The following is a 26281-nucleotide window of genomic DNA, read 5'->3' as shown; positions in this document are numbered from 1 at the left end:
AATATGTGAAAAGTAAATTTATAATCGGGACTTGTTTAGGATTTCATTCTTTTCTGTTGTGTGCTTTTAAGCGCCCAATAAATTAATACTGGTTGAAAAAACAATCTGGCAAATCTTTTTTGATCGGTGTCTAAACCAAAACCATCTCTATGGTTAAGATATTGAGCAACATTTCCAGGAAATACGGCAACAAACATTGCAGCTGTTAACAGGCCAACCTGTGCACGATACTTAACCGGTGCTGCAACCAAAGTTACGCCCAGTGCAATTTCTGCAATACCAGAATAAACTACAGTATCATCTTTCTTTAATGGCACCCAGTCTGGCACCTGCGCCTGAAATTCCTTGCGTGCGAAAGTAACGTGACCAATGCCTGCTACTATTAATCCTGCGCCCAATAATATCCGGGCAGCATCTTTATATCTTAACGAACTCATAACGGTTTTTATGATTTCGAAGCAAATACTAAGCCACCCAATACATCATCGATAGATTAATTAAAATAGCTACTTAAGCGCTGAGTTAAGCGATTAAGTAAGGCTCTTGGTGCTTGGTGGGAAAATTCGGCAACGCTGAAGTGATTAAGATTTATCATTTCAGCATTTATAACCGCCCGGTCTAAATCTTCCAAAGCAAGCTCAAAATCAGTGGCTAAACCAACATTTTCATCAATCTCATTAAGCGAGAGCGAAGCAATAACTCCATTTATTTGGTAAGATAACCATTGGATATCTTCTAAGGCAGCTAAATCCAGCGACCTTGCTGCAGGCTCCTTTTTTACTGACTGGAGCGCCTCACTTAATAAGGAAAAACTAACGTAAGCCTCTTTTCTGGCAAGCTTAGTTCGGTAATAATAATTTAAAAACCCTTTTTTTTCTGTCGCTACGCAGAAAAGGTAATGATGAATGGCGACAAGCATATTGTTTATCAGGGCGCTGATTCGAGCACTTTCCCATATCGGGAAAATAAAAATCGAAACGTAAGATAATCCGCAGCCAATAAGGGTAAATAATAACCTATCTGCAATGATCTGAGAAACATGTCCATGGTACACATTCAAACCCAAAATTACCATTACGGTAACGCATGCTACCCCCCAAAGATAGTGCGTGCGGTTAAAAATGAAAAAGCCAAGCAAACCTGCAACCGCCAAGCCAAGTTGAAAAGATGTATTCGTTAACGCCAGAATGAGGCCAATACAAAGACCAATTAATGTGCCCCATAGGCGTTCCGTATTTCTTTTCCTGGTTAAACCAAAACTAGGCCTGTTAACAATTACAACTGTAAGCAATAGCCAGTAGCTATACCTTTGTTCTGGAAAAATTAATGTGGGCAAAACCGCAATCAGGCAAAGCAAGCTTAGGCGCAGTGCGAAGCGAAAAGTTGGGGATCTGAGCGAAAAATGCTGACCAAAATTCTGCCAACTGAAACCTGAATCGGGGATGAAATCTTTATAAATATTATTTTCTATCCAATCGGCATCGGGAAGATGATGTTGATGCCCCTGATACAGTCTATTGATAATAGCCGTTACTTCGATCAGATTTCTAATCACGGGCGCTAGCAAATGACGTTCATCATCGCTTAGCTGAGTAGATAGCTGTGTGATCTCATTCAGATCGATGGAAATATCATCTTCATATTGTTGCGCTTGATTGGCTCCTTTTTGTTTGGCAAAGCAAAAAGCACTTTTCTCCAGTTTATCCGCCAACGCATCAATCACGCCAGTAATTTTCGTAAGCGAGCCAGAGTCGCTAAGAACCTTTCGAATGTCGGCATAATCATAATGAATAGCAGTAACTTGCTCGTACAAATCAATTATGTCTAAAGCAGCGCCGAGTAATTTATGCCCTTCGTAATTTCCAGGCGACATTGCTATGCGATCTCGGAGCAACAGGCTTCTGATGAGTTCTTGACGGGCGTTCAGTTTTAAATGAAGTGTAATATTTTGTGTATTAAAATCGCGACTAGAGACGGTATCTCTGTAGGCATTGGCACGTAAGCGCATCAACGCAGCGGTTTCATTAAGCGCCTGGAAAATAGCGTGGTGAAGCGATCTGTAAGGTTTTAAGAATACCTGAATTAGGCTTATTATCGCATACCAGATTGCACCTATTGTAATGTAGATGCTAAACATGATTGGATTTTGGGGATGCAGGCCCAATGTAAAGGCAATCATCGCTGTGCCCATTAAACCAATAACTGATAGTCGATTTCCAAAGACGGAAAACATGGCAAAAATGAACGTAAGTACTACTACAAATAAACCCACCAGGTAAGAATGGTTAAAGCTTATTGCAATAAGAAATGATGTCAATCCAAAAGCAACAATGGAAATGAGCGATCCTATTATTTTATCCCTCCGATTGCCGGCAATGTCGCATAAGCTAATAAAAAGTGCGCCTATGGAAATGCTTATGCCCGTAGCAACGCTTCCAAAGTAAATGAAAATGACAAGTGGAACAATAATCGCCAGCGTATTTCTTACGGCATCGCTAACATATTCGCCATGAAAAATCTCATTAAAGATGGATTTACATTTGTCAAGGAACAATGGGATGAAGTTTTCTTCTTTGGGCTTACTCATTAATGCGGCCAAATTTAACCACAATTTTCTATTAATCCGGGCATTGGTTAATAACAAATCGAAAGATGAGAATAAACTTTCGGTTATACCGATGTAAGTATTAGCAGATGGAAACTGCTATGCATAAAATAGTAATCCTAGCTAATGTATTTGAGCTGAAATTCGATTTACAAAATCAGTTATTTCAAATGGTTTATGAATGTAGTCCTGGGCTTTACATCTTTTATACATGTCATCCTTAGAGAAATTTGCCGACATCATAATAACCGGCATTGCAGCGGTAATTGGAGATGCTTTTAATTCAGTGCAGTAATCCATCCCATTTCCATCTGGAACCATCACATCTAACAGGAATAAATCTGCTGGCGAATCTAAAGCTACTCCAGAACGAATTTCTGCGATGCTTGAATAAGCACAAACTTCATAATTTTCTTCTTCGAGAAGAATCGATACAATCTCTCTAATATCATCATTGTCTTCCAACACAAATATTCTCTTGCCCATAATTTAATTGTTATTCCTAGTCCTGTTCATATGCTGAACCAATAAATAGCATATAAAGTTTTATTTTAAATACAAAAAATACAAGTTCACCACAACCTAAAGGAATAATTGCCAATAAGCTAAAACTTTAACTGTTAGTCAATTGATGTTGATCACCGTTTAATCCTTAGTTATACGCTTTAGTTGATGTATTTATTAAAAATTAACATTCGTGGAAAACTTTCTATCTCAGATTCGTGTTATATACCAGAATTTAGCCTTTCATCCACACACACAATGAACCAGATCAATAATCACGACGAATATAAAGCAGCAATTGCGCTTATAAATGAGTTGACTTCCCAACAAGAAAACGCACACATAACAAAAGAAATCTTTCAGCTACAACGATTGGCGATTGCCTACGAATTGAGAAAATACGACTTTACAATTGGAATGCCTGATCAATGGCAACTTTCCATAGCAGGTTAAAGATTCCGATTAAAACCCTGTTTCGGGCGATTTGTAACAACACAAACTGATGTGTTCACTCTAGGTTATAAATCTGTTTGTAACCAGCACCATATTTTGAAACAGGAAAGTAGTAGGATACAACTTTCCTATTCATTTATATAGCTTAAAAGAGGTTAATGATTTTTTAAAAATTTTCAGATCTCTTAGTGAGCGTAATTCACTTCAAAACCTCCATACATCGCCATTTCGGCAGAATGATGAACAGTGAGACTTAGTTTCATTTTCGCTATAAGCTCTTTTGCCATAGTGATGCTTTTGTAGACATCATGGATTCCACGGATCTCAATTCCCCGGGAAAGTACTTTGTATTTATTGGGTTCAAATTTTTCGATAAATAGTTGTAAGTGTTTTTGCGTATTTGTTTCTTGTTTCATATTGTTTCTTTTACGTTCAAATAACCCAGATAATTGCTATTGGTTTGGTTACGTTTTCCACATTTTCGGCTTTTTATCAAAAAAATAAATAAATTTGCGGCGCACGCTCTTACCAACTCAACCAAACGTGCAAATGAAACTTACTCCGTTAATAAATTTTTGTAAATCGTTAGATCATGTATCTGATGGTTTTATAGCCGACTTAGAGAAGCATGCTATCCCGGTAGATCTTCCTAAAAATACACAGCTATATCCAAACGGCCTTGCTGAGGGAAATGCTATTTTCGTGGTGAGCGGATTGCTTCGCAAATTAGCCGCCGTAGATGGAAAACACATCACGCTCTCTATCTACCGTGAAAATGAGATGATAGGATACTCCGAAACATCTTGCTATTTAGACAGCGAGATCTTGGAGTCGGTAAGTGATGCAGCGATCATTTTGCTGCCAAAAGCATTCGTAGAGCAACTTTATCTAGATTATCCAGAGATAGAACGCATCGCAAGAAAAATTTTAGCCATCAAATATCAGAAAATTGTAGAAGAATCTAAGCTCTCTCGATTACCTTCGGCAGACCACCGCTACAACTTGTTTAACAATTCTGATCATAAATTCCGACTGCCTGCAAAAATCTTGGCTAGCTATCTGGTAATGAGAGAAGAGACATTGAGCCGATTAAAAAGCCGATACAAGAAGTTAAATCTCAAAGATAAAAAAGATAGGTTAATGGTGCTTTAGTGGCATCATAAACCTCCAAATCAACTGCCGGGTTTCCCGAAGATAGGGAATTAGAATATCTATCAACATTTGGATAATAATACCACACGCTAAAACTTTATTTAATGATTTAGGTTGTGATTTTATGGATTTAAATCAGATACTTATACTCGCTGCCAGAAAGGGAGAAACAGCTGTAATACAAGAATTAATTGAAAAAGGTGTCAATCTTAATTATCAGGATGAGAAAGGATATACGCCACTCATCATTGCCTGTTACAATAACCAGCCCGACACCGCCAAATTTTTGATAGCGGCCGGGGCGGATGTAAATGCTGCAGATTTAGGTGGAAACACTGCTTTGATGGGTGCAGCATTTAAAGGATACCTCGAAATTGCTAAATTACTTATAGCAAGCAATGCCAACTTGGATCTTCAGCATGGAAATGGCGGCACAGCCTTGATGTTCGCTGCTATGTTTGGCAGAAATGATGTGCTTGCATTATTATTGGAACATGGTGCAAATAAAAATATCACTGATGCGAAAGGCCAGCGGGCTATAGACTTTGCAGCATTACAAGGAAATGAAACTGGAATCGAATTGTTGAGATCAGCGTTGGTCTAATCTTCGAGAAAAGCCTTCACCAGGCGTTGCCACTGTGGGTAAGACAGACCAAGCTTCGATGCGAAGCCCACTATCAAATTCCTTCCTTTATCGAGTAAATTCCCTTGATTAGTGTTTGGCTGTTCATTCCGGGCATGTTCTTCAGCAAAAACTGTGTTATCCTTAATTCTTACAATAAATGTTGAGGTAGCTTTTTCCGTAAGGAAATGAGCGATCTCATCATTTCCCTCTATAGGATGTTTTGAGGGCCTTACCGTCATTGATACAAACCGTTCCAGTTGGGTGTCATCGGCATTAATAGCTTCTATTCTTACCCAATCGTACCCCATTCCTGCTGCAGTTCCCGGCCCTGGGATATCAATCCTGATAAAATCGCCAACTTCCGCCCTTCTTTCAACCCTTACTCCTTTCGTATTAAGCAATTGGAATGATGAAATATTAGCTAAATCTCCCCACCTATTCACATTTAATAACCGATCAGCCGCCTGTGTAAAAACCATTTCAGCGGCTGCTAAAGTGTCGCAAACACGTTTTTCTACAACGTCTAATTTTCCACCATCAAATTGCTCGGGAATAATTTTAGAATGATTCGCTGAATCCATAAATAATTATTAAAGGTTGTATCATCCATCCATATTAAACGGCTAATGATACAACCTGATATTTTGATTATGCCGGCACTTTTCTTGGTTTCTCCCGATTCCAGAATCTGTGCATAGCAATCATTTTTGTAAATGTTTCTGAAGTTGATTTGGCATCGCCGCTAACCAGCAATCCAGCTGCCAAAGCGGCTTTAGTATCCTTGTCTTTAGGAAGTTGCTTTGCAAAATAAGTTGCTTCTAATACTGGCATAGCCTCCTGGTGGGCTGCAATGGCCTTACAGTGCTTAAAGGCTTCATTAATAAAATGAATGGCATTCGGTTCATCAAGTAAGACGTTGATGGCATCGCTACCACCTGGAATGTAAACGGCATCATATAGTACTGAAGCAGCAGTAAGAAAACTCTCATCAACAGCCATTGTCTTTTTTCCTGTTGATTTAATTTCACCAAGCATAGGTGCAATAATGTGTACAACCGCACCTTCGGCAACTAAACTATCTTTAACTGCGCTTAGCGAAACCTCATCAACACCGTTAGCCGCTAAAATCGCAATTTTCCTGGTTTTGATGGAGTCTTTAATTGTATCTGCCATGCTTAAAGCTGCAGATTTTTCCAATGTTGATTTTGGATTGGTCGAAGCATAAGCTTCCCTGTCACCATCGGCTGGAATGCTGTTGTTAAGCGCTTCTAAAGGAATTTCTGGAATAGATAACCCGAGTGCTGCAGCAACCTTATTGGCTAAGTCTGTATCGATTTGCACCAGTACGGCTAACATTCTCTCCCTTATATCAACCATCTTCACCTTTCCTAATTCAAAACTAAGCGCATCTACAATATGGTTTTTTTCTGGTTCACTCTGTGAATTGAAAAATAAACTAGCCTGCGAAAAGTGGTCGAAGAAGCTTCTGCTTCTCGCTCTGATTTTCTTTGCATCAATACGTTCGTTATAACTTACAAATCCGCCTTCTGCCTCCGAAACCTGCTGTGGATCATTTGCAGCAATGGCGTTTGGACCATAACTTGTTTTACCGCGGTTAATGGTCTGGCGCATGTAACCATCTCGCTGGTTGTTATGTACAGGAGCCACAGAACGATTGATCGGAATTTCGTGGAAATTTGGACCGCCCAAACGGATTAGTTGCGTATCTGTATAAGAAAACAATCTACCCTGTAGTAGCGGGTCGTTAGTAAAGTCGATACCTGGAACCACATGTCCAACATGGAAAGCAACTTGCTCGGTCTCTGCAAAAAAGTTATCTGGATTTCTATTGAGGGTCATTTTCCCAATCCGTTGAACAGGCACGAGCTCTTCTGGGATTAGCTTGGTCGGATCTAAGATATCGAAATCGAATTTAAATTCATCTTCTTCCGATACGATTTGTACACCCAATTCCCATTCTGGAAATGCACCCGCCTCAATGGCATCCCAGAGGTCTCTTCTATGAAAATCAGGATCTTTACCGGAGATATTCTGTGCCTCATCCCATGCTACAGCATGAACACCTAATAGGGGCTTCCAGTGAAATTTCACAAAATTTGCTACGCCTTTTGCATTCACAAATCTAAAAGTGTGTACACCGAAACCTTCCATCATGCGGTAGCTCCTTGGAAGTGCCCTATCACTCATAGCCCACATCACCATGTGTGCAGATTCTGGCATTTGAGAGATAAAATCCCAAAAGGTATCGTGTGCCGAAGCAGCTTGAGGCATCTCATTATCAGGTTCTGGCTTAACAGCATGTATCAAATCAGGAAACTTTACTGCATCCTGAATAAAGAATACAGGCATGTTATTACCAACAAGGTCAAAATTTCCTTCTTGGGTGTAAAATTTAACAGCAAAGCCGCGTACATCTCTTGCCAAATCGGTAGAACCCCTGGAACCAGCTACTGTAGAAAAGCGCACAAACACTGGGGTTTCCGCTCCAGGATCGCAAAGAAATGCAGCCCTGGTAAGGTCAGACATGTCTTCATAAACTTTAAATACTCCATGTGCCGCAGAACCCCTTGCATGTACAATACGCTCAGGAATTCTTTCGTGGTCAAAATGTGTGATTTTTTCCCGCAGGATGAAATCTTCCAACAGCGTGGCTCCTCTTTCTCCCGCTTTTAGTGAATTTTGATCATCATTGATCTTTACACCATGATTGGTGGTCATACTTGCTCCAGAAGCATCAGAAAACGAAGACGATAGTTGCCTTGTTTTTTCATTTTCCTGCTGTTGAGGTTTTGTTTTTACTGCTTTTTTATTATCCATTTTGATTATTTGTAATGAGACGGTTCAGTTTAAGAATGCAAACCAAGCATCGTTAGTTGGCTTGTAATATTTACAACCCTAGATTTTAAGATTAAGTTTTGCCTAATTTTTATTTTAATCGAATGATGGCTAGCAGATTTTTCGCCTAGCCAAAAAAAGCGTTGGTGATTGCAACTTCAATAATATTATGATGGATTGTGTAAGCGCTTTAAATCGTAAAGCTTCAAAACCATAGGTTGTAAGTGCCGCCGATTGAAACTAAAGATTAATCAACTCTTATAATTTTAAACCATCTCGAGCTTAGTAGATTACTTAATTATGACCTGCGGACCTAAAAAAACGACTTATAATACATATTTTTATGCCCTCTTAATGCCACAATGGCAATGATTAAAAACAACCTGCTTGGTTGCTCAGCTGGCCCCTACCGACCATGAATTAATTAAGCAACAAATAAGAATGAATGCCTGAAATGAAAAATTACGATGCGCAGTTCTGTGGAAATCTTGCCATCCATCAAACCAATTCCATACAAGATTACGGTTACTTGCTTGTAGCAGATAAACAGACCTTCGAAATTATCCAGGGTAGCGAAAATATTGATCAGCTTACCACTAAAACGGTGCAAGAGACCGTCGGGACCAAATTACAAGATTGGTTCAGTAGCAGCGATATTGAAATGCTTGGCGCTGAAGTAGCCAAAGGCGAGCGGAATAGAATACCTTTCTTGCTACCAATACTCGTTAATGGTAAGGCCATTCCCGTTAATGTGCTTTTACACGTAAAGAAAGATATGCTCATTCTGGAAATTGAACAGGAAGATTCGAATCCGCCTAGAAGCTTTACAGAAGTTTTTAAAGAAGTGCGGTCTTTTATATCCACTATAGAGCATACGAATAGTTTAGAAGAAATTTGCGAGGCAAGCATTAAAGAAATAAGGCGAATCTCTGGGTTTGATGGCATACGGATGTACCGTTTTGATAAAAACTGGAATGGAAGCGTAGTTGCGGAAGAAATTACCGGTGAACTTGAGCCTTATTTAGGGCAAACATTCCCGGCATCTGATGTACCTAAACAAGCAAGAGCACTATATACAAATAATCCATACAGGTTAATTCCTAACAGAAGTTATATCGCTTACAAATTATATCCTGTAATAAATCCTGTAAGCAATGGTTTTCTCGACCTATCTGATTGCAATCTCCGTAGCGTAGCAGGCGTGCACCTGGAATATATGGCCAATATGCACGTAATGGCCTCAATGTCTATAAGGGTTATGGTTGATGGAAAACTTTGGGGTTTAATATCTTGTCATCACAATACCCCTAAATATTTAAGTAACGAGCATCGTTCAATTTTCGAATGGTTAAGTATGGAGATCTCATCGCGTATTGCCGGTGTAACCATGCAAGAAACGCTAACAGAATCTACTACCTTATTGAAAATACAGGCAGCAATTACCGAAAATGTTTTTAATAAAGGCAGTATTGTGAACGGATTGATCGATGACGAAAACCAAAACCTGCTTTCTTTGTTTAAGGCATCAGGATTTGTGGTGAGCATTAACGGAAAAATCACTTCTGAGGGCGCTGTTCCCGATGAAGAAGCACTAGAAAATTTGCTTTTATGGGCAGCTGGAAAGACTTCGGGAGCCGTGTTTGCAAGCCACGAACTTGGAGAAGTTTATGATGAAGCAAGGGCTTACACTGATATTGCAAGTGGTGTGCTTGTTATACCAACAAGTAATAACGGAAGTGACTTCATTATGTGTTTTAGACCAGAGTCGATAAAAGATATTAAATGGGGAGGTGATCCAAATCAGGCAATTAATTTCGCTAAAGATGGTTTGAAATATCATCCACGTAATTCGTTCAAGATTTGGCTTCAAACGGTATACGGACAAGCTGAAGAATGGTCTAGATTAGAAGTTGAAGCAGCTGAATCATTAAAAAATTTCATGTTCGATTTTCAATCATCACAGCAGTACAATTAAAAAAGGGAATATTGCAGCGCAGAATTATGGAATCTATAAAACGTTATGATAAGTACATTGTCGCCATCGGTGCATCAGCTGGTGGCCTCGAAGCTATTCATGAATTTTTTGATCACATGCCCGCCAATACAAGCTTCTCCTTTGTTGTTATACAACATTTATCTTCAGATTATAAAAGCCTACTGGTAGAGCTTGTTGCCAAGCACACACACATGAAAGTTTTCGAGGCCGTTAACGAAATGGCCATACAGCAAGATTGTGTATATATTATCCCAAATAACAAATTAATGACGGTTAGCCATGGTAGGCTAAAACTGGCAGAAAAATCGCTAATTAAAGCTCCAAATACAGCAATAGACCATTTCTTATACACATTGGCCAAAGACAAGAAAGAGAAAGCTATTGCCATTATCCTTTCTGGTACAGGTACTGATGGCACTAAGGGTATTCAAGCAATCAAAGAAGCAGGCGGGATGGTGATTGTTCAGGAACCTGGCTCAGCAAAGTTTGACGGTATGCCAAACAGCGCAATTTCATCAGGAAATGCAGATTTCATTTTGCAACCTGCTGATATGCACCGTGAGCTTTTCAACTATGTTAACGAAGAACCCATTAAAATACTCGAAAACGGAAAAATAAATGAACTCTTGCTCGATGATATTTTCAAGATTGTCCATCAACAGAGCGGAAACGATTTTAATCTCTACAAAACGCCAACAATAATTAGAAGAATTGGCCGTAGGATGAATGAGAATGGGATCAAATCACTTGAACGTTATGTAAGTCTGTTAAAAAAAGACGAGCAGGAAACGGCTCGTTTGGCGCAAGATTTTTTAATTGGCGTAACCAAATTTTTTAGAGATACACAAGCATTTGAAGCTTTTAGCGATCACCTGAATAAAATTATCCAGAAAAAGGAAAACGGCGATACGTTAAAAGTGTGGGTATGTGCCTGTAGTACAGGGCAGGAAGCTTACACCGTTGCTATTCTGGCAAAAGAACGTGTAGAAAAATCAGGAAAAAAGATAGACATTAAAATTTTCGCAACAGATATCGATGAAAAGAGTATCGAGATTGCGGCCAAGAACCAGTATCCTGAAAGCATCGGTAATGAGGTGCCATCTAAATTATTTAAAAAGTATTTCGTACAGGATGGAGCATTCTATGGCGTGCTCCCAGAAATCAGGAAGATGGTGGTTTTTGCAAAGCATGATGTAATTAAATCGCCACCATTTATTAAAAACGACATGGTGACGTGTAGGAACATGCTCATCTATGTGAATAATATTCTTCAGGAAAAAATACTCTCTGTATTTCATTTCTCACTGGTACATGGAGGTTATCTTTTTTTAGGTTCTAGTGAGACTGCATCATCATTAAAAGATGGTTTTACAGAAGTATCAAGCAAATGGAAAATTTATCAAAAAACGGGTATCATTAATTACGCAAGCTATAACACGTACAACACCGGTACCAGATCCATCATCGAAAAAGGAAATAAGAAGCCGAGCAATGTTGATTTCGTGATGAGCCCAATTGAGAAGAGCCTCACACAGTTCTTAACCAAAGATTTAGGATACATTGCTGTATATGTAGACAAGTCTTACATCATGCAGGATGCTTTGGGCGATTATCGGCAGTATCTTTCTTTACCTGAAGATAAGATTGAACTTAATATCCTGAAAATGGTACCTAAAGAGGTATCAATTACATTAAATACAGCACTTCGCAAAGCTTGGAAAGAAAATGAAACGACACACCTCAAAAGGATCCGTTTTGTTAAAGATAACCAGGAAATTTATTTAAATATTTCCGTACAACCGCCTGTCACTCAAAATGGCAATCCTTATACCATGATCGTTTTTGGAGAGAGTACGCTCGAGACTATTCCAGAGAAAAACGAAATGGGTGTTTTAGATGCCCACAGTGGCACCCAGAACGAATATATCTTCGAATTAGAGGCCGAACTCAACGAAACCAAAAGCAACCTGCAGCTGGCTGTTGAGGAAATGGAAACCACCAATGAAGAACTGCAGTCTACTAACGAAGAGCTTCTTTCGGCCAATGAGGAACTGCAATCGAGCAATGAAGAACTGCAGTCGTTAAATGAAGAACTGCATACACTCAACACCGAACATCAGCTAAAGATTAAAGAACTTCTGGAATTAAATGATGATTTAGATAACTATTTTAGAAGTACTGAAATTGGGCAAATATTTGTGGATAGCAACATGTATATCCGCAAGTTTAATGCCGCTGCAATTGCGATGGTTAACCTTATTGAGGCAGATATTGGTCGCTCTATTCTACAAATTTCGAATAACATAAAGGTAGATAACCTGAACAGTGATATTCAGCAGGTATTAAAAACCGGAAAGGTTGTTGAAAAAGAGATCCAAATTAGAAATGGAGACAGCAGCCTAATGCGCATTATGCCTTATACCCGCAAGGATAAGAAGAATGACGGAGTTGTAATTACTTTTGTAGATATTTCTAAACTTACCGAACTTAACAATATTATAAACGGTGTATTTAACGCAAGTTTGAATGGTGTACTTGCGTTTAAAGCTGTTAGAAATAAACAGCACTTTATTACAGACTTTGAGTGCATATCTTTTAATGATGCTGCGCTGAAAATTCTTAGCAAATCTAAGGACGACCTTACTAAAGCCCGGCTGATGGAAGGTTTACCCGAACTTACCGAAGCTGCCTTATTAGAAAGATACGTGGGCGTAGTAGAAAAAGGAAATCCGCTGCAATTCGAATTTAAGTTAAATGATAAAGTCTGGCTCGAGCTGGTAGCGGTGAAGATGTCTGATGGGTTTGCAGCCACGTTAACAGATATTAGCAAGCAAAAAATATCTGAAGATAAATTAAAGAAAAACTATAACGAGCTTCTTGGTACCCGGGAGAATCTTAAGCGATTAAACCAAGATCTTGAAGATAAAGTAAAAGAAAGGACCGAACGCTTATCAGAAAGCGAAACCAGGTTCAATTTAGTTGCGCAAGCTACCAATGATACCATTTGGGATTGGAACCTTGCCGATAATACCATGTGGCGAAGTGATAATTTTACCACCATGTTTGGCTATAAAAATGGGGCTGGAAACAATAATATTTCTTTTTATTTTGATATCATCCACCCAGACGACAGGCAGCGTGTAAAAGAAAGTGTTTACAATGCCATCAACAACAGCCAGGAACAGTGGACAGCACAATACAGACTAAACAAGGCCGATGGAAGTTACGCCACAATTCTTGATCGGGGTAGTATTTTATTCGATGAGAACCAGGTGCCATATCGAATGGTGGGATCTATCCTGGATATTTCCGTTTTAGCAGATACCGAAATTAAACTAAGCAATACTGAAAGGAAATTTAGGAAAATATTCGATTCTAATGTAATTGGAATGCTCTTCTCGAATATTGATACGGGTATGATTGAAATGGCGAACAAAATCTTCCTTGATATGCTTGGCTACACCGAAGAGGAATTTAACCAGGGTAAAATTCATTGGCAAAATATAACGCCGGATGAGTTTTTACCAATCAGCAAAATTTCGGCAGAGCTGGTAAAGAATGAAGGTTTTTGCCCCCCATTCGAAAAGCAATACATTAGGAAAGATGGTAAAACGATAGATGTGCTACTGGGATCGGCAGTGTTAGATGAGGAACTTAAGGATGCGGTTACTTACGTTATAGATATCACCAAGCAGAAACATAACGAAAAACGAAGAAACGAATTACAGCGCCTAATTAAAAAGCAGCAAGATGAATTTTATAGCATCTTTAAAAAAGCGCCGGCGTTAATTAGCATTCGTAGAGGAAAGCAATTGTTATATGAGTTCGTGAACGAGGCTTTTTCCAACTTCGACGATCAAAGGAGTTATATTGGCGAACCGATGCACCCAGAATCGCAATTTGCAACAAAGGAACTTAGCGCAATTGAAGAACAGGTAATTCGTTCAGGGAAAACCTACATTGCTAATTCATACAAACTTCGCCAGAAAGATCTTGAAACCGGAGAATTTGTAGACACCTGGTTTGATTTGATTATAAATCCAGTGTTTGCTGCCGATGGTAAGATAGACGGAATTTCTTTTTTCGGCTTTGAAGTAACAGACCTGATGATTGCCCAACGTACTACCAAAGAACTTATGAACAAGAAAGACGAGTTCATGAGTATTGCAAGTCACGAATTGAAAACGCCGATTACCTCTATAAAAGGATATTTACAATTTGCGATGAAGATGGCGAGGGAAGAAAAGTTTGGTAATATTTTTGGGTTTATTGATAAGGCGAACAGGCAAATTGGCAAGCTAACCCGCTTGGTAGATGATTTACTTGATGTAACAAAAATTCAGGCGGGCAAAATGGCATTTAGCATTTCCTCTTTCCAGATTAAAGAGATTGTCGGCGAATCAATAGATGGCATACAAGGCAATTTGGGCAACCAAATCATCAAGAAAGAAATCGACGAAGTTTTAATTACAGCAGACCGCAATCGAATTGAACAAGTGATATCTAACTTTTTATCAAATGCACTTAAATACTCTCCTCATGGGAAAGAGATATTGATAAAAGCAAAATCAGATGGAAAGAAACTTCGGTTATCGGTAAAAGATCAGGGTATTGGTATTCCGAAAGATAAAGCGAAATTTATATTCGATCGTTTCTTTAGAGTAGAAGAATCTTCAAGTCATTTTTCTGGTCTGGGATTGGGGTTATATATTTCTGCACAAATCATACACCGCCACAATGGAGAAATTGGCGTTACAAGTGAAGTTAACGAAGGGTCAGAATTTTGGTTTGAAATACCGCTTGAAGGAAATATTGCAATGGGAAGTGCGCAGGAACTCCCGCTAATATAGCCATTGTGGTGCTGGTCAAATTCAATCGACTATTTCGGCCTGTCCTCGCAAAAAAATACGCGGCAAAAAAGCTTTAAAACAAAAAACCCGTAGAAGTAAATTCTACGGGTTTTTCAATTTTAGCTTATTTACAATGCAGCGTGTGCATCTCTAAGTGCTTTAATGGCATCGTGGCTAGCATTAATTCCATCTTGTTGTTTCAACAAAACTGTTCTTACTTGCTCACCCAATTCATTTTCCTGAAGGGCATCGCGGTAAGCTTTTTTAATTGCATCCTCACCTCTTTCGCATTCTGCTAGAATACTATGACGATCATCACCACCGAAGCTTGCTTTGATATCAATCCAGGCACGGTGTAAAGTCCCTAAAACGGTATTGCCATTATCAGGATTTTCACCATTTCTGCCTACTAAACCAGCAAGTTCAGTTACATTTTCCCTGCTATCTGATGAAAGTTTATCAAACGTAGCTTTAAGGTCAATGTTTTTATCATCTAAATCTTTCGCAGCTTTATCAAAGCCATCTGCTCTGTCGTTGTTAATTTGAATAAGGTCATTTAATACCTCAACTGTTTTTTCTTGATTTTCCATATTGAATATTAATCTTGTGTAATGGTAGATGAATTAATAACAAGCGCAGGTTATTAATGTTTTACCCTAAAAGAAAAAAGCGATTAATAATTTGCTTTGAATTTATCCTGCCGCAAAATGTGCTATCAAAAACATGCAAGGTATCGCATTGTAGCATATTTTGGAGCTATTTATGTCATTGGCCGTTTAAAAAAGTAAGAGCCGTAGATTAGAATAAGCTATACATGCTAATCTTTTGGGGATGAATGAAGAAAACCTATCGGGATTGTAATTTTGGTATAAAACAACTGATCTTCTTGCCCAAAGTTGAAGGTTATTTCATCACCGTAAGCAAAAAGCAAACGTTCTTTGATGTTATTCATCCCAGCATTGGTACCTCCTATTTTAGGCTTAAGGTTTATCGCGTTACGGGTTTCAATGCATAGTTTCTTCTCTGCCAATACTACACTAATTAATATTGGTAAATCTGGATGGTTCACATTGCCGTGCTTAAAAATATTCTCTACCAATGTTAACACCACCAATGGAATAATACGCAAAGCCATTACTTCATCGCTAAAGTAGGTCATAATTTTTAACTCCATATTTTTCCGCAGTTGATAGATGTAAATTAATTTGTTTACCTGTTCCAGCTCGTCGCCTAATAAAACGGCATCATCTACATCTGTAGAATCCACGGCATAGCGCATCATCTCAGATAGGGTCATTACCGCATCGGCACCATCATGTGATACTTCGCTGATGGTATGAAATATATAGTCTAATGTATTAAATAGAAAATGTGGATTAATCTGGGCTTTCAAAAAGTCATTCTGGGCTTTAGCTAAAGATCGTTTCATCTTTTCTTCCTCAATTAACCTTTCTAAATGCTCGTTATGCATGCGCTCGGTTAGCTGTCTTTCTCGTAAATAGTTGATCAGGAAAAAATATGCTACAGAGAAGCCTAAAATGTAAACACTTCGATAAAGAATTTTGAGAATATAGTTCGTATCTAATACTATTGGGGTTGCGGTCTCTACAAGATGATTTTTTGTAAGTAAAATATCCAGCTCGTAGTTAGCCAGAATATAAATCGAGATACTAATTGCCAGGGAAAGTGGCAACAACCAAAATGTGTTAATTTCTTTCGTTAATGCCCACGGTAATAGTTTATGGGCATTAAAATAGAAGAAACTAATGATAATGATGTAGTGGCTGGCATAGTTAATAGGATTACTGAAGGTTCCAAGAACGAGGCCCACCACGCCAATCTCATAAGCAATAAAGATCGACCAAACTAATACATGTATCCAATTTCGCTTAAACCAAGAAGAAATGTGCTCGCCCATCTAATTTTATTCACCTTAACCCCATTCGCTATGTACAATTCATTTTATAACCGCTGTGCTCGGTTGCAGTTTCACCTATCATTTACAAATCTCAAATATAGTGTTGCATTGAAGATGCCGACTCACCGTACCGCTCTCGGCTGGCGTACACCAGCATTTTAAGTTCTTCGTTTAGCTTTAAATAGCTTACTACTGATAAACTCATTGAAATACTTTTTGTAGTATTCGCCAACACTAATTTTGATTCCATTGATCATGATGATCGAACTCCCCTCTATGTAATCAATGTAATCCTGCGAAATGATGAAACTGCGTTGAAATTGCAAAAACCTATCGTATATTTTTAACTTTTTAGAAATTTCTGCTAATGAAGTATAGGTGAGAATGCTTTTGTTAAGAGTATGTACCTGCACATAATTCAACTTGCTTTCTATAGCTATAATATCGGCATACTTAACTTTAATAAGTCTAAAATTTTCTTCTTTGCTTTTTATAAACATGAAATCATCTACTGTTTCATTTGTGTGCGGGAAAAGTTTGTTAATGGTTACAGCAAATTTGCCTTGGGTGTAAGGCTTTAATAAAAAAGCATCTGCCTGAACTTCAAAAGCCTCGAATGCATATTTTTTATGGGCAGTTGTAAAAACCAGCTTGTTTGTTTTAGACCTGATTTCTGGTGCCAGTGTCGTTCCATTTAAACCAGGCATATCTACATCTAGCAAAATCAAATCTACGTTTGCTCCTGCAGTTATTTCCATCAGTGCCTTAACAGGATCTGTAAAACTATTAACAAGCTCTAGGTTGGGTATTGTGGCAATATAACGCTTTAAACCCTCTACCGCATGCGGTTCATCATCAACAATAATACACTTATACATGCAACAGGATAATTAAATTATAAAGATAGGGCTTTATCATTTTCGATTTATAATCTTATCTATCTTTTTGATGAAGTTAACTTGATTGATACACTTGTATTGATAAGAAAATCCATTACTGAAGCAATACTCATTTGTAATGATTGTGATGAAGATCTGATTTAACTGGATGAAAAAAAAGGGGTTACAAGAAAGAAACAATATCTTTAAAAAAGAAAAGCAGGTGAAATCACCTGCTATCTTTAACACGCCCTCTAAAAAAAAACGTGTTGGTTAACAAAATTGTAGATCAATGGGACGTTGCTTGTTAACCAAAATCGCTTCGATAAATGCGAAAATATTTCAGTATATTATTTCTATTGCACAAGGCAATTGTTTCAATATTGATATGGCATCAAAGCAAACAATATTTACGGAAGATTTAAAATTTCATCAACGATTTGTATTGATTAAAGTCATAAACAAATTGTCCCCAGAATTGTATAGGTAGAGCTATGTCACTTATATTTACACTGTTAGAATTAAATCATCGGGACGATTTAGATTTTAAGGAGAAGCCTTTCTGAAATGGAAGGCTTTTTTTTTGAATTACATATAAGGCTCGCAACCTAAATGCCCTGTGATGTTTACATTGACAGCACTGTTCTTTTTGGATGTTAAGGTACTTGCATCAACGCAACCTCATACCCGGAGCGTGAGCTAGTTGCATGTATCTTAATTTGTTAAAGATCAGCCAACACTTAGGTTTACAAATTCACCCTAAAAGGCTATAGCACAATTAACGGTGATGAGGTAGGTTTGCAGCGATGTCATCAATCTCTATTATCACCGTAAACTATAACCAACCTGCCGTAACGGTCGATCTGTTAAACTCAATAAAAAACACCTGTTCAGCATTGGATGTTGAAGTTATACTTGTAGATAATGCTAGCAAAACAGACAACGAGGTATTATTTAGATCCTGCTATCAAGATTTAAAATATATTCGTTCTGCCGAAAATCTCGGGTTTGCAGGCGGCAATAACCTGGGCATTAAAGCAGCCAAAGGTGAATATATTTTAATGGTTAATAATGATACAGAACTGATTCCAGGTTTTGTAGAGCAAATGGTAGCAGAAATGGTTGCACAACCCGAAATCGGCATGCTTTCACCATTAATTCTTTATTACGATGATCCCAATTTAATTCAGTATGCGGGATATACTAAAATGAATTATATGACTGGGCGGAATGATACCATCGGATTAAAGACGAGAAATCGCAATCAATATGCAACGGTAAGCGAGGAAACGGCCTTTTGCCATGGTGCCGCCATGATGTGCAGGAGATCCGATATCTTGAATATTGGCCTCATGCCCGAGCAATATTTCTTATACTACGAAGAGCTTGATTGGTGTGAAATGTTTAAAAGAGCAGGCAAAAAGATCTGGTTCACCGGAAAAACACACATCTTCCACAAAGAATCTATAAGTGTTGGAAAGGAAAGTGCCTTAAAAACTTATTTCGTTACCCGCAACCGCCTGCTTTTTATGAGGAGAAACGCAAGCCGCAGAAATGTGCTGATTTTCTGTGCCCACTACCTGCTGTTCGCCATACCAAAACAGTTAATAAAGTACGCAGTAAATGGGAGGTTTGATTTAATTCCATACCTCGGGAAAGCAATTTCATGGAACATTGTGCACTCCAAAAATCATATCGCCCAAAATCCAGCTGTTATAGCATAGCCTAATACACTTGCATACGAATTGGTAGTAAAGTACTATTGAGTGATTATCGACTTATATCTACTTTCGTGCTTCATTCATAACCGTTAACAATCTTATAAATGGTTAATTACCATTAATTTATATCCCTTATAAACATGATCATTTTCTTTTGGGTTTGTCTCATCATTGTATTTTACACTTTCGCGGGTTATGGATTAATCTTATTTATATTGATAAAGATTAAACGTCTTTTTGTAAAGCCCATTAAACTTATCCAAACAGAACCTTTGCCAACAGTTACACTTCTTGTTGCCGCCTGGAATGAAGAAGAAATGATAAGCGAAAAAATCCAGAATACGCTGCAAATAGACTATCCTAAAGAATTACTCCAAATAATTTTTATCACAGATGGATCTACCGATAACACACCGGGGCTTATTCTTCCACATAGCGAAATTACTTTATTACATAACGACGATAGAAGCGGCAAAATGGCTGCTATAAAAAGGGCTATACCCTATGTAACCGGAGAAATTCTCGTTTTTTCCGATGCCAATACATTCCTCAATCCCGCGGCATTAAAGGAGCTGGTTAAACATTATCAAAATAAAAAAGTAGGCGCTGTAGCTGGTGAAAAACGAATTCTGGTACCAGAACAAGCCGATGCAAGTGCTGCCGGTGAGGGCTTCTACTGGAAGTATGAGTCGGCATTGAAAAAATGGGATTATGAACTCTACTCAAATGTAGGCGCAGCCGGAGAGCTTTTTAGTATTAGAACGGCTTTGTACCAACCAGTAGAAACCGATACCATTATTGATGACCATATGATTGCGATGCGCATTGCCGAAAAAGGCTACGTAATTGCCTACGAACCACAGGCATATGCGAGTGAAACGGCGTCTGCCAATACCGCAGAAGAGCTAAAACGTAAAATAAGAATTGCCGCAGGTGGAATGCAATCGATATTGAGGTTGAAGAAGGCCGCCAACCCATTTCATTACCCGGTATTAACTTTCCAGTACCTCTCTCACCGCGTGTTAAGGTGGACAGTTACCCCCTTCCTCCTCATCTTCGCACTCATCTTTAATATCATTATTGTAAGTAATGAAGCGCCACCAATGTATTCAGCAATACTTGTTGCCCAAATTATATTTTACCTTTTTGCGCTGTTAGGTTTAATGATGGAAAGCCGAAACATCAGAATTAAATCGTTCTTTATCCCCTATTATTTTTGCATGATGAATTATGCTGTAATAGCGGGGATATGGCGTTACATCAACAAAAATCAAAGCGCCGCCTGGGAAAGGTCGAAACGTAAGTAGCATAAAAACGTAACCCATTTAAGCACCTGGCAGATAGTCACTTGCCGAGCAGATAAAGCCATAAAAGAAGGCCTTTAACAACATGGTATTAAAGGGCTATTGATAGAAAATCGCGATAGAACTACTTTCGCATAGTTAAAAAAACCCATTCAGTTTAATAAAAAATTCATCCACTAACGTTTAAAAAATTTATGAAAATCGCAGTAATAGGAACTGGTTATGTAGGCTTGGTAACAGGCACTTGTTTAGCAGAAACAGGAAATGATGTGATCTGTGTAGACATCGATGCCCGCAAGGTAGAAAAAATGAGAGGTGGTCAACTACCAATCTACGAACCCGGCTTAGAGCTGCTTTTTCATCGCAATATTCAGCAGAATCGAATCCAGTTTACTACCGATTTGGCTGTAGCCGTAGCGCATGCAGAAATTATTTTTATGGCATTACCAACTCCTCCGGGAGAAGATGGTGCTGCTGATCTTTCATACATTCTTGGCGCGGCCAAAGATGTTTCTGCACTTATAACTGACTATAAAGTAATTATAAATAAATCTACCGTTCCTGTAGGCACTGCCGACAAAGTAAGTGCGGTATTTAAAAAATATACCGATATCGCAGTAGATGTTGTATCGAACCCTGAATTTTTACGTGAAGGTGTTGCCGTGGATGATTTTATGAAACCAGATCGTGTGGTAATTGGTACCACCAGCGAGCGTGCAAAGAAATTAATGTCTGAACTTTATGCACCTTACGTTCGCCAAGGCAATCCAATCATATTTATGGATGAACATTCTGCCGAACTAACCAAATATGCAGCAAATGCCTTTCTAGCTACAAAAATTACCTTTATGAATGAGGTAGCAAACCTATGCGAACTTGTAGGCGCAGATGTTGATGCGGTACGAAGAGGCATTGGAACCGACGAAAGAATTGGCAAGCGTTTCTTGTTTCCGGGTATTGGTTACGGCGGTTCTTGTTTCCCTAAAGATGTTCAGGCATTGGTAAAATCTGCAGATGAGAATGAATACCATTTCGAGATTTTGAAATCTGTTATTACGGTTAACGAAAAGCAAAAAGTTATTCTTGCAGATAAATTGCTTAAATATTATCACAATGATATTGAAGGCAAACACTTTGCACTTTGGGGGCTTTCTTTTAAACCAGAAACAGATGATATAAGAGAGGCGCCAGCACTATACCTAATTAAAACTTTATTGGCAAATGGTGCTACGGTAAGTGTGTTTGATCCCGAAGGACAAGAAAATGTTAAGGCCTTATTTGGTGATAAAATTAATTACGCTACAGACCAATACGATGTTCTTGAAGGAGCTGATGCCCTTCTTATTGCCACAGAATGGTCGCTGTTTAGAAATCCGGATTTCGACAAGATATCCCAATTGCTGAAAGAACAAGTAATTTTTGATGGCAGAAATCTTTTTGAACTAGAAAAGATGGTTGAACTGAATTATTACTATAACAGCATCGGCAGACAATTGATCTCTCCCGTACAAACCACAGAGCAGGCAACATCATCCATTAACCTACACAGTTTAGCGCAGCATGCATAATTCAAATACAGGAGCTGCAGAACAATTGAACGGGTCAGCAAAAAAAAGAATCCTTATTACGGGGGCAGCAGGTTTTTTAGGATCTCACCTTTGCGACCGCTTTATTAAAGAGGATTATGAAGTAATTGGAATGGATAGCCTCATTACCGGCGACCTTTCCAATATACAACACCTCTTCGAACTGAGCAATTTTAGTTTCTATCATCACGATGTTTCAAAATATGTACACATTCCAGGTGAGATCGACTATATCTTGCACTTTGCGTCGCCCGCAAGCCCGATCGATTACCTAAAAATACCTATCCAAACCCTAAAAGTAGGGTCTTTAGGCACGCACAATTTATTGGGTCTTGCAAGAGCAAAAAATGCCCGCATGCTAATTGCCTCTACTTCTGAAGTTTATGGCGATCCAAATATAAACCCACAGCCCGAAGAGTATTGGGGAAATGTAAATCCCGTTGGGCCAAGAGGTGTTTACGATGAAGCAAAACGTTTCCAGGAAGCCATTACAATGGCCTACCATACTTTCCATGGTGTAGAAACGCGAATCGTTAGAATTTTTAATACATACGGGCCACGGATGCGGCTGAACGATGGCCGTGTTCTACCAGCATTTATTGGTCAGGCGTTACGTGGCGAAGACCTTACCATTTTTGGCGATGGCACACAGACACGATCTTTTTGCTACGTTGACGATCTAATTGAAGGAATTTACAGGTTGTTACATAGCGATTATACCCAACCAATGAACATTGGAAACCCGGATGAGATTACCATTAACCAGTTCTGCGAAGAGATCATTAAGTTAACAGGTACCGATCAAAAGATTGTTCACCATCCATTGCCTACAGACGATCCGAAACAGCGCAGACCTAATATTGAAAAAGCAAAATCAATTTTGGGCTGGGAACCGAAAGTTGATCGTGCAGAAGGACTGAAACGTACCTATGCATATTTCAAATCTTTACCAGCTGATGCTTTGGCGAAAGTAGAACATAAAGATTTTGCAAACTACAACCGCTAACAAATACCAATATAGGCTGGCCATCTCGGCCAACTGATTAACAGGAATGGAAAAAGTAAAAAAACCCACAAAACCAGAACCCTACCTATGGCTCGACCTCATTAGGGGAGTTTCGGCACTGGCCGTTTTTACAGGGCACCTTAGGGTACTTTGTATTGCAGATACCCCGGTGAGTGAACTGGATTTATTGGGCAAATTCGTCTTTTTCATTACCGGATTCGGACACATTGCCGTAATGATTTTCTTCGTCTTAAGTGGTTTCCTCATTATTAAAAGCATTGTAGAATCTTCAAATAAGGGAAAATTTACCACTAAAGGATATGCAATTAATAGATTGGCCAGGTTATTAACTGTACTAATACCATGTTTAGTTATTGGCTTTGCATTAGATAAAACGGGCTTACACTTTTTTGGCGATGCCCCTGTTTATTTAGGAAATTTCCCAAACTTCCCCTTACCAGAAATGGCCTATAAGCTTTCAGCAAGTGTATTTTTGGGGAACCTGTTTTTTATGCAAACTATCCTGGTACCTACATTCGGCACAAACGGACCATTGTGGAGTTTGTGCAACGAATTTTGGTACTATGTTGTCTTTCCCCTGCTCTATTTCGGTATTACGATCAAGAAAAACATCAACACCAAGATCGTGCTCATCCTGGTAGCGGCAGCATTGTTGTTTTTTATAGGGGCTAAAATTTCCCTATATTTTATCATTTGGTTAATGGGCGGAATCAGCTATTTCATCGCCGAAAGGATAGATAAAAAAATATTGAAAAATGGCTTGTTTCGGTTTAGCCTATCGGCGATATTTATTGCGGTAGTGGTACTTACGCGATCGAAGTACATGCCACAGCTATTTAATAATTATAGTGTTGGATTGCTTTTCGCTTTATTGATTCCATTTCTTGTGCATATTAACATTAAGAATGCAGTTGGGAAATGGATCTCTACGTATCTGTCTAACATTTCTTTTACGCTCTACCTGGCACACCTACCCTTTTTATTTTTCATTACTTCGATAACCAAATTTCAGGGGCAGGTTTGGAACCATAAAAACCTACTTTACTTCATTACCTATACCATTATCACGCTGATTTATGCTACAGTACTCTGGTTTATTTTCGAACGGAATACAGGAAGCATTAAGAAGTTCATTTTTGATCGCTAATATCAATTCAATAAAAACTATCCGATGAAAGCTGAAACGCCATATCATTTTCCAAACGTTACCTTGCTAATTACGCATTTTAATCGTTCCGAATCTTTGGAACGGTTACTTATGGAGCTAAACAAGCTTAATGCTAGTTTCCAGGAGATTATCGTTTCTGATGATTGCAGCGCTGACAACCATTTGCAGAAGCTAAGGCAGCTAAGCAGGAAATTTCCATTCACCCTGGCCGATACCAAAATAAATAAAGGCTTGGGGAATAACATTAATAAAGGGCAGGATTTGGTGAAATCTAAATACACACTTTACATCCAGGAAGATTTTGTGCCTAAACCAGCATTCCCGCAGAAACTGCAGGAGGCAATTTCGATAATGGAAGAAGACCAGAAATGGGATCTAATATCATTTTACGCATACTTTCCCTACCCCTACCTCAAGCCCTTCAAAAACGGTTTTTCAGAAAAATATTTCCCTGCCTCTTTACTTAAGGGCAATAACCTAAAGTTTTATTTCTATAGCGATCATCCGCATCTGCGAAGAACATCGTTCCTCGAAAAATTCGGAAGGTATAATGAAACGGTAAACAGTGATAGAACTGAGCTGGAGATGAGTCTTTCGGTTATTCAGAATAAGGGCAACGCCTTATTTTATAATGACCACTACAGCCTGCTCGAGCAAATAAACTCGCAAGATGAACCGAGCACGGCCAGCTTTAGGAAATCATGGTCGCAAAGGAAAAACCCTATAATGAGTTTATTAAAAAGCGGATATATGCTTTATAAATTCTTTAAGCTCAACATTTTGCTGAGAAATAAAAAGAGATTTTCAGAAACACACCCTAGCGGGATTATTTCAGGTACATGAACAAGTCACGTCTGCATTTAAACAATACTTCATTAATTATTACCCATTACAATCGAAGCGAATCATTGCGTGGCTTATTGCAACGCTTGGCAACGCTCGAAATTACTTTTGCCGAAATTCTGGTATCTGATGACTGTAGCGACGCTCACCACCTGAAGCAGTTGAAGCAGTTATCGCAGCAATTTGGCTTTAGATTATTTACTACGCCGGTAAACAAAGGCTTAGGCGCCAGCTTGAATGTGCTACATACAAATGCCAGATCTGATTACTTTTTTTACGTGCAGGAAGATTTTGTACCTGGTATTGCGCTTGCAGATGCTTTAAAAAAAGGAAGCACTTTATTGGAAAAAGAACATTGGGACATTATCCGGTTTTATGCTTTTCCCTGGGCGCAGTTCCCTTATCAAAGGAAATACCGGGATGGCTTTAATAAATTGCTTTTCAGCATATCGCCGTATTATGCCTCGCACCTTAAGTTTTTTGTCTACAGTGATCATCCACACCTAAAGCGAAAAACTTTTACCGATAAATTTGGCCCATATAAAGAAAATGTGAAAGGCGATGAAACGGAGAACGCCATGTGCCGCAGCTTTTTAAAACACGATGGCAAAGCACTTCTCTTTGCTGAGAACCAAAGCTTATTTGACCATGAAAATACCGAAGAAGAGCCTGCTCAAGCCAGATCAACCGGACAAGGGATTGCCAGATTAAGAAATACCAAACCCATTTATTGGCTTTATCTCAGATTTAGGGTATTTCGAGAAACTTTTAGCTACCTAACAAATACATAATCTC

21 protein-coding genes are annotated in these 26281 nt (G+C 38.7%); 12 read left to right on the top strand and 9 right to left on the bottom strand.

All coding sequences use genetic code 11. The annotated features are described in order from the left end of the window. Nucleotides 1–35: 35 nt before the first annotated feature. The 3 genes from OQ268_RS10180 to OQ268_RS10170 form a co-directional block, all read right to left on the bottom strand. Nucleotides 36–437: a DoxX family protein gene (locus OQ268_RS10180; protein ID WP_265856016.1), complete on the bottom strand. Its 402-nt coding sequence runs from the start codon at nt 435–437 to the stop codon at nt 36–38. Nucleotides 438–493: 56 nt separating this feature from the next. Further along, nucleotides 494–2587 (bottom strand): FUSC family protein, encoded by a 2094-nt coding sequence (locus OQ268_RS10175; RefSeq protein ID WP_265856015.1) that lies wholly within the window; start codon nt 2585–2587, stop codon nt 494–496. 141 nt (nt 2588–2728) lie between these two features. After that, entirely contained in the window at nt 2729–3091 is a 363-nt protein-coding gene (locus OQ268_RS10170; RefSeq protein WP_265856014.1) for a response regulator transcription factor, read from the bottom strand. A 276-nt stretch (nt 3092–3367) separates the two neighbouring features. Between OQ268_RS10170 and OQ268_RS10165 the strand changes: the two genes are divergently transcribed. Further along, entirely contained in the window at nt 3368–3562 is a 195-nt protein-coding gene (locus OQ268_RS10165) for a hypothetical protein (protein ID WP_265856013.1), read from the top strand. A 185-nt stretch (nt 3563–3747) separates the two neighbouring features. On the opposite strand, the gene OQ268_RS10160 is transcribed toward OQ268_RS10165, so the two are convergent. Beyond that, nucleotides 3748–3978, bottom strand: coding sequence for a hypothetical protein (locus OQ268_RS10160; protein WP_265856012.1), 231 nt, complete (start codon nt 3976–3978; stop codon nt 3748–3750). A 133-nt stretch (nt 3979–4111) separates the two neighbouring features. Between OQ268_RS10160 and OQ268_RS10155 the strand changes: the two genes are divergently transcribed. Continuing rightward, nucleotides 4112–4714, top strand: a complete 603-nt coding sequence (locus OQ268_RS10155) for a Crp/Fnr family transcriptional regulator (RefSeq protein WP_265856011.1) — start codon at nt 4112–4114, stop codon at nt 4712–4714. A gap of 124 nt (nt 4715–4838) precedes the next feature. Next, entirely contained in the window at nt 4839–5318 is a 480-nt protein-coding gene (locus OQ268_RS10150; RefSeq protein ID WP_265856010.1) for an ankyrin repeat domain-containing protein, read from the top strand. On the opposite strand, the gene OQ268_RS10145 is transcribed toward OQ268_RS10150, so the two are convergent. Both OQ268_RS10145 and OQ268_RS10140 read right to left on the bottom strand, forming a co-directional pair. Beyond that, nucleotides 5315–5920 (bottom strand): hypothetical protein, encoded by a 606-nt coding sequence (locus OQ268_RS10145; protein WP_265856009.1) that lies wholly within the window; start codon nt 5918–5920, stop codon nt 5315–5317. The genes OQ268_RS10150 and OQ268_RS10145 overlap by 4 nt on opposite strands. A gap of 67 nt (nt 5921–5987) precedes the next feature. Further along, nucleotides 5988–8177, bottom strand: a complete 2190-nt coding sequence (locus tag OQ268_RS10140; protein WP_265856008.1) for a catalase — start codon at nt 8175–8177, stop codon at nt 5988–5990. Nucleotides 8178–8640: 463 nt separating this feature from the next. On the opposite strand from OQ268_RS10140, the gene OQ268_RS10135 reads away from it, so the two are divergent. Beyond that, nucleotides 8641–10170, top strand: a complete 1530-nt coding sequence (locus OQ268_RS10135) for a GAF domain-containing protein (RefSeq protein ID WP_265856007.1) — start codon at nt 8641–8643, stop codon at nt 10168–10170. Between the two features lie 26 nt (nt 10171–10196). Next, entirely contained in the window at nt 10197–15041 is a 4845-nt protein-coding gene (locus tag OQ268_RS10130; protein ID WP_265856006.1) for a chemotaxis protein CheB, read from the top strand. 128 nt (nt 15042–15169) lie between these two features. Here the strand turns inward: OQ268_RS10130 and OQ268_RS10125 are convergent, their stop codons facing one another. From OQ268_RS10125 to OQ268_RS10115, 3 genes are all read right to left on the bottom strand, one after another. Then, nucleotides 15170–15631: a PA2169 family four-helix-bundle protein gene (locus OQ268_RS10125; RefSeq protein ID WP_265856005.1), complete on the bottom strand. Its 462-nt coding sequence runs from the start codon at nt 15629–15631 to the stop codon at nt 15170–15172. A 227-nt stretch (nt 15632–15858) separates the two neighbouring features. Further along, nucleotides 15859–16959: a sensor histidine kinase gene (locus tag OQ268_RS10120; RefSeq protein ID WP_265856004.1), complete on the bottom strand. Its 1101-nt coding sequence runs from the start codon at nt 16957–16959 to the stop codon at nt 15859–15861. A 158-nt stretch (nt 16960–17117) separates the two neighbouring features. Beyond that, nucleotides 17118–17837, bottom strand: a complete 720-nt coding sequence (locus OQ268_RS10115; protein ID WP_265856003.1) for a LytR/AlgR family response regulator transcription factor — start codon at nt 17835–17837, stop codon at nt 17118–17120. An 806-nt stretch (nt 17838–18643) separates the two neighbouring features. On the opposite strand from OQ268_RS10115, the gene OQ268_RS10110 reads away from it, so the two are divergent. The 7 genes from OQ268_RS10110 to OQ268_RS10080 all read left to right on the top strand — a co-directional run bounded on the left by OQ268_RS10110 (nt 18644) and on the right by OQ268_RS10080 (nt 26277). Next, nucleotides 18644–19561, top strand: coding sequence for a glycosyltransferase family 2 protein (locus tag OQ268_RS10110; RefSeq protein ID WP_265856002.1), 918 nt, complete (start codon nt 18644–18646; stop codon nt 19559–19561). 137 nt (nt 19562–19698) lie between these two features. After that, nucleotides 19699–20865 carry a glycosyltransferase family 2 protein gene (locus OQ268_RS10105; RefSeq protein ID WP_265856001.1) on the top strand — a complete coding sequence of 389 codons (1167 nt, stop codon included), beginning with the start codon at nt 19699–19701 and terminating at the stop codon, nt 20863–20865. Nucleotides 20866–21056: 191 nt separating this feature from the next. Beyond that, nucleotides 21057–22430, top strand: coding sequence for a UDP-glucose dehydrogenase family protein (locus OQ268_RS10100; RefSeq protein ID WP_265856000.1), 1374 nt, complete (start codon nt 21057–21059; stop codon nt 22428–22430). Further along, the gene (locus OQ268_RS10095) at nt 22423–23454 is read left to right on the top strand and encodes a UDP-glucuronic acid decarboxylase family protein (protein ID WP_265855999.1); all 1032 of its coding nucleotides are present in this window, start codon (nt 22423–22425) and stop codon (nt 23452–23454) included. Before OQ268_RS10100 ends, OQ268_RS10095 begins: the two co-directional genes overlap by 8 nt. A gap of 46 nt (nt 23455–23500) precedes the next feature. Then, nucleotides 23501–24622, top strand: coding sequence for an acyltransferase family protein (locus OQ268_RS10090; protein WP_265855998.1), 1122 nt, complete (start codon nt 23501–23503; stop codon nt 24620–24622). Nucleotides 24623–24646: 24 nt separating this feature from the next. Beyond that, nucleotides 24647–25486, top strand: a complete 840-nt coding sequence (locus OQ268_RS10085) for a glycosyltransferase family 2 protein (protein ID WP_265855997.1) — start codon at nt 24647–24649, stop codon at nt 25484–25486. Then, the gene (locus tag OQ268_RS10080; RefSeq protein WP_265855996.1) at nt 25483–26277 is read left to right on the top strand and encodes a glycosyltransferase; all 795 of its coding nucleotides are present in this window, start codon (nt 25483–25485) and stop codon (nt 26275–26277) included. Before OQ268_RS10085 ends, OQ268_RS10080 begins: the two co-directional genes overlap by 4 nt. Nucleotides 26278–26281 lie beyond the last annotated feature (4 nt).

This window comes from Pedobacter sandarakinus (assembly GCF_026240095.1).
GTDB lineage: Bacteria > Bacteroidota > Bacteroidia > Sphingobacteriales > Sphingobacteriaceae > Pedobacter > Pedobacter sandarakinus.
The sequence above is the reverse complement of the archived record's forward strand: the minus strand, read 5'-3'. Positions and strand labels throughout refer to the sequence as shown.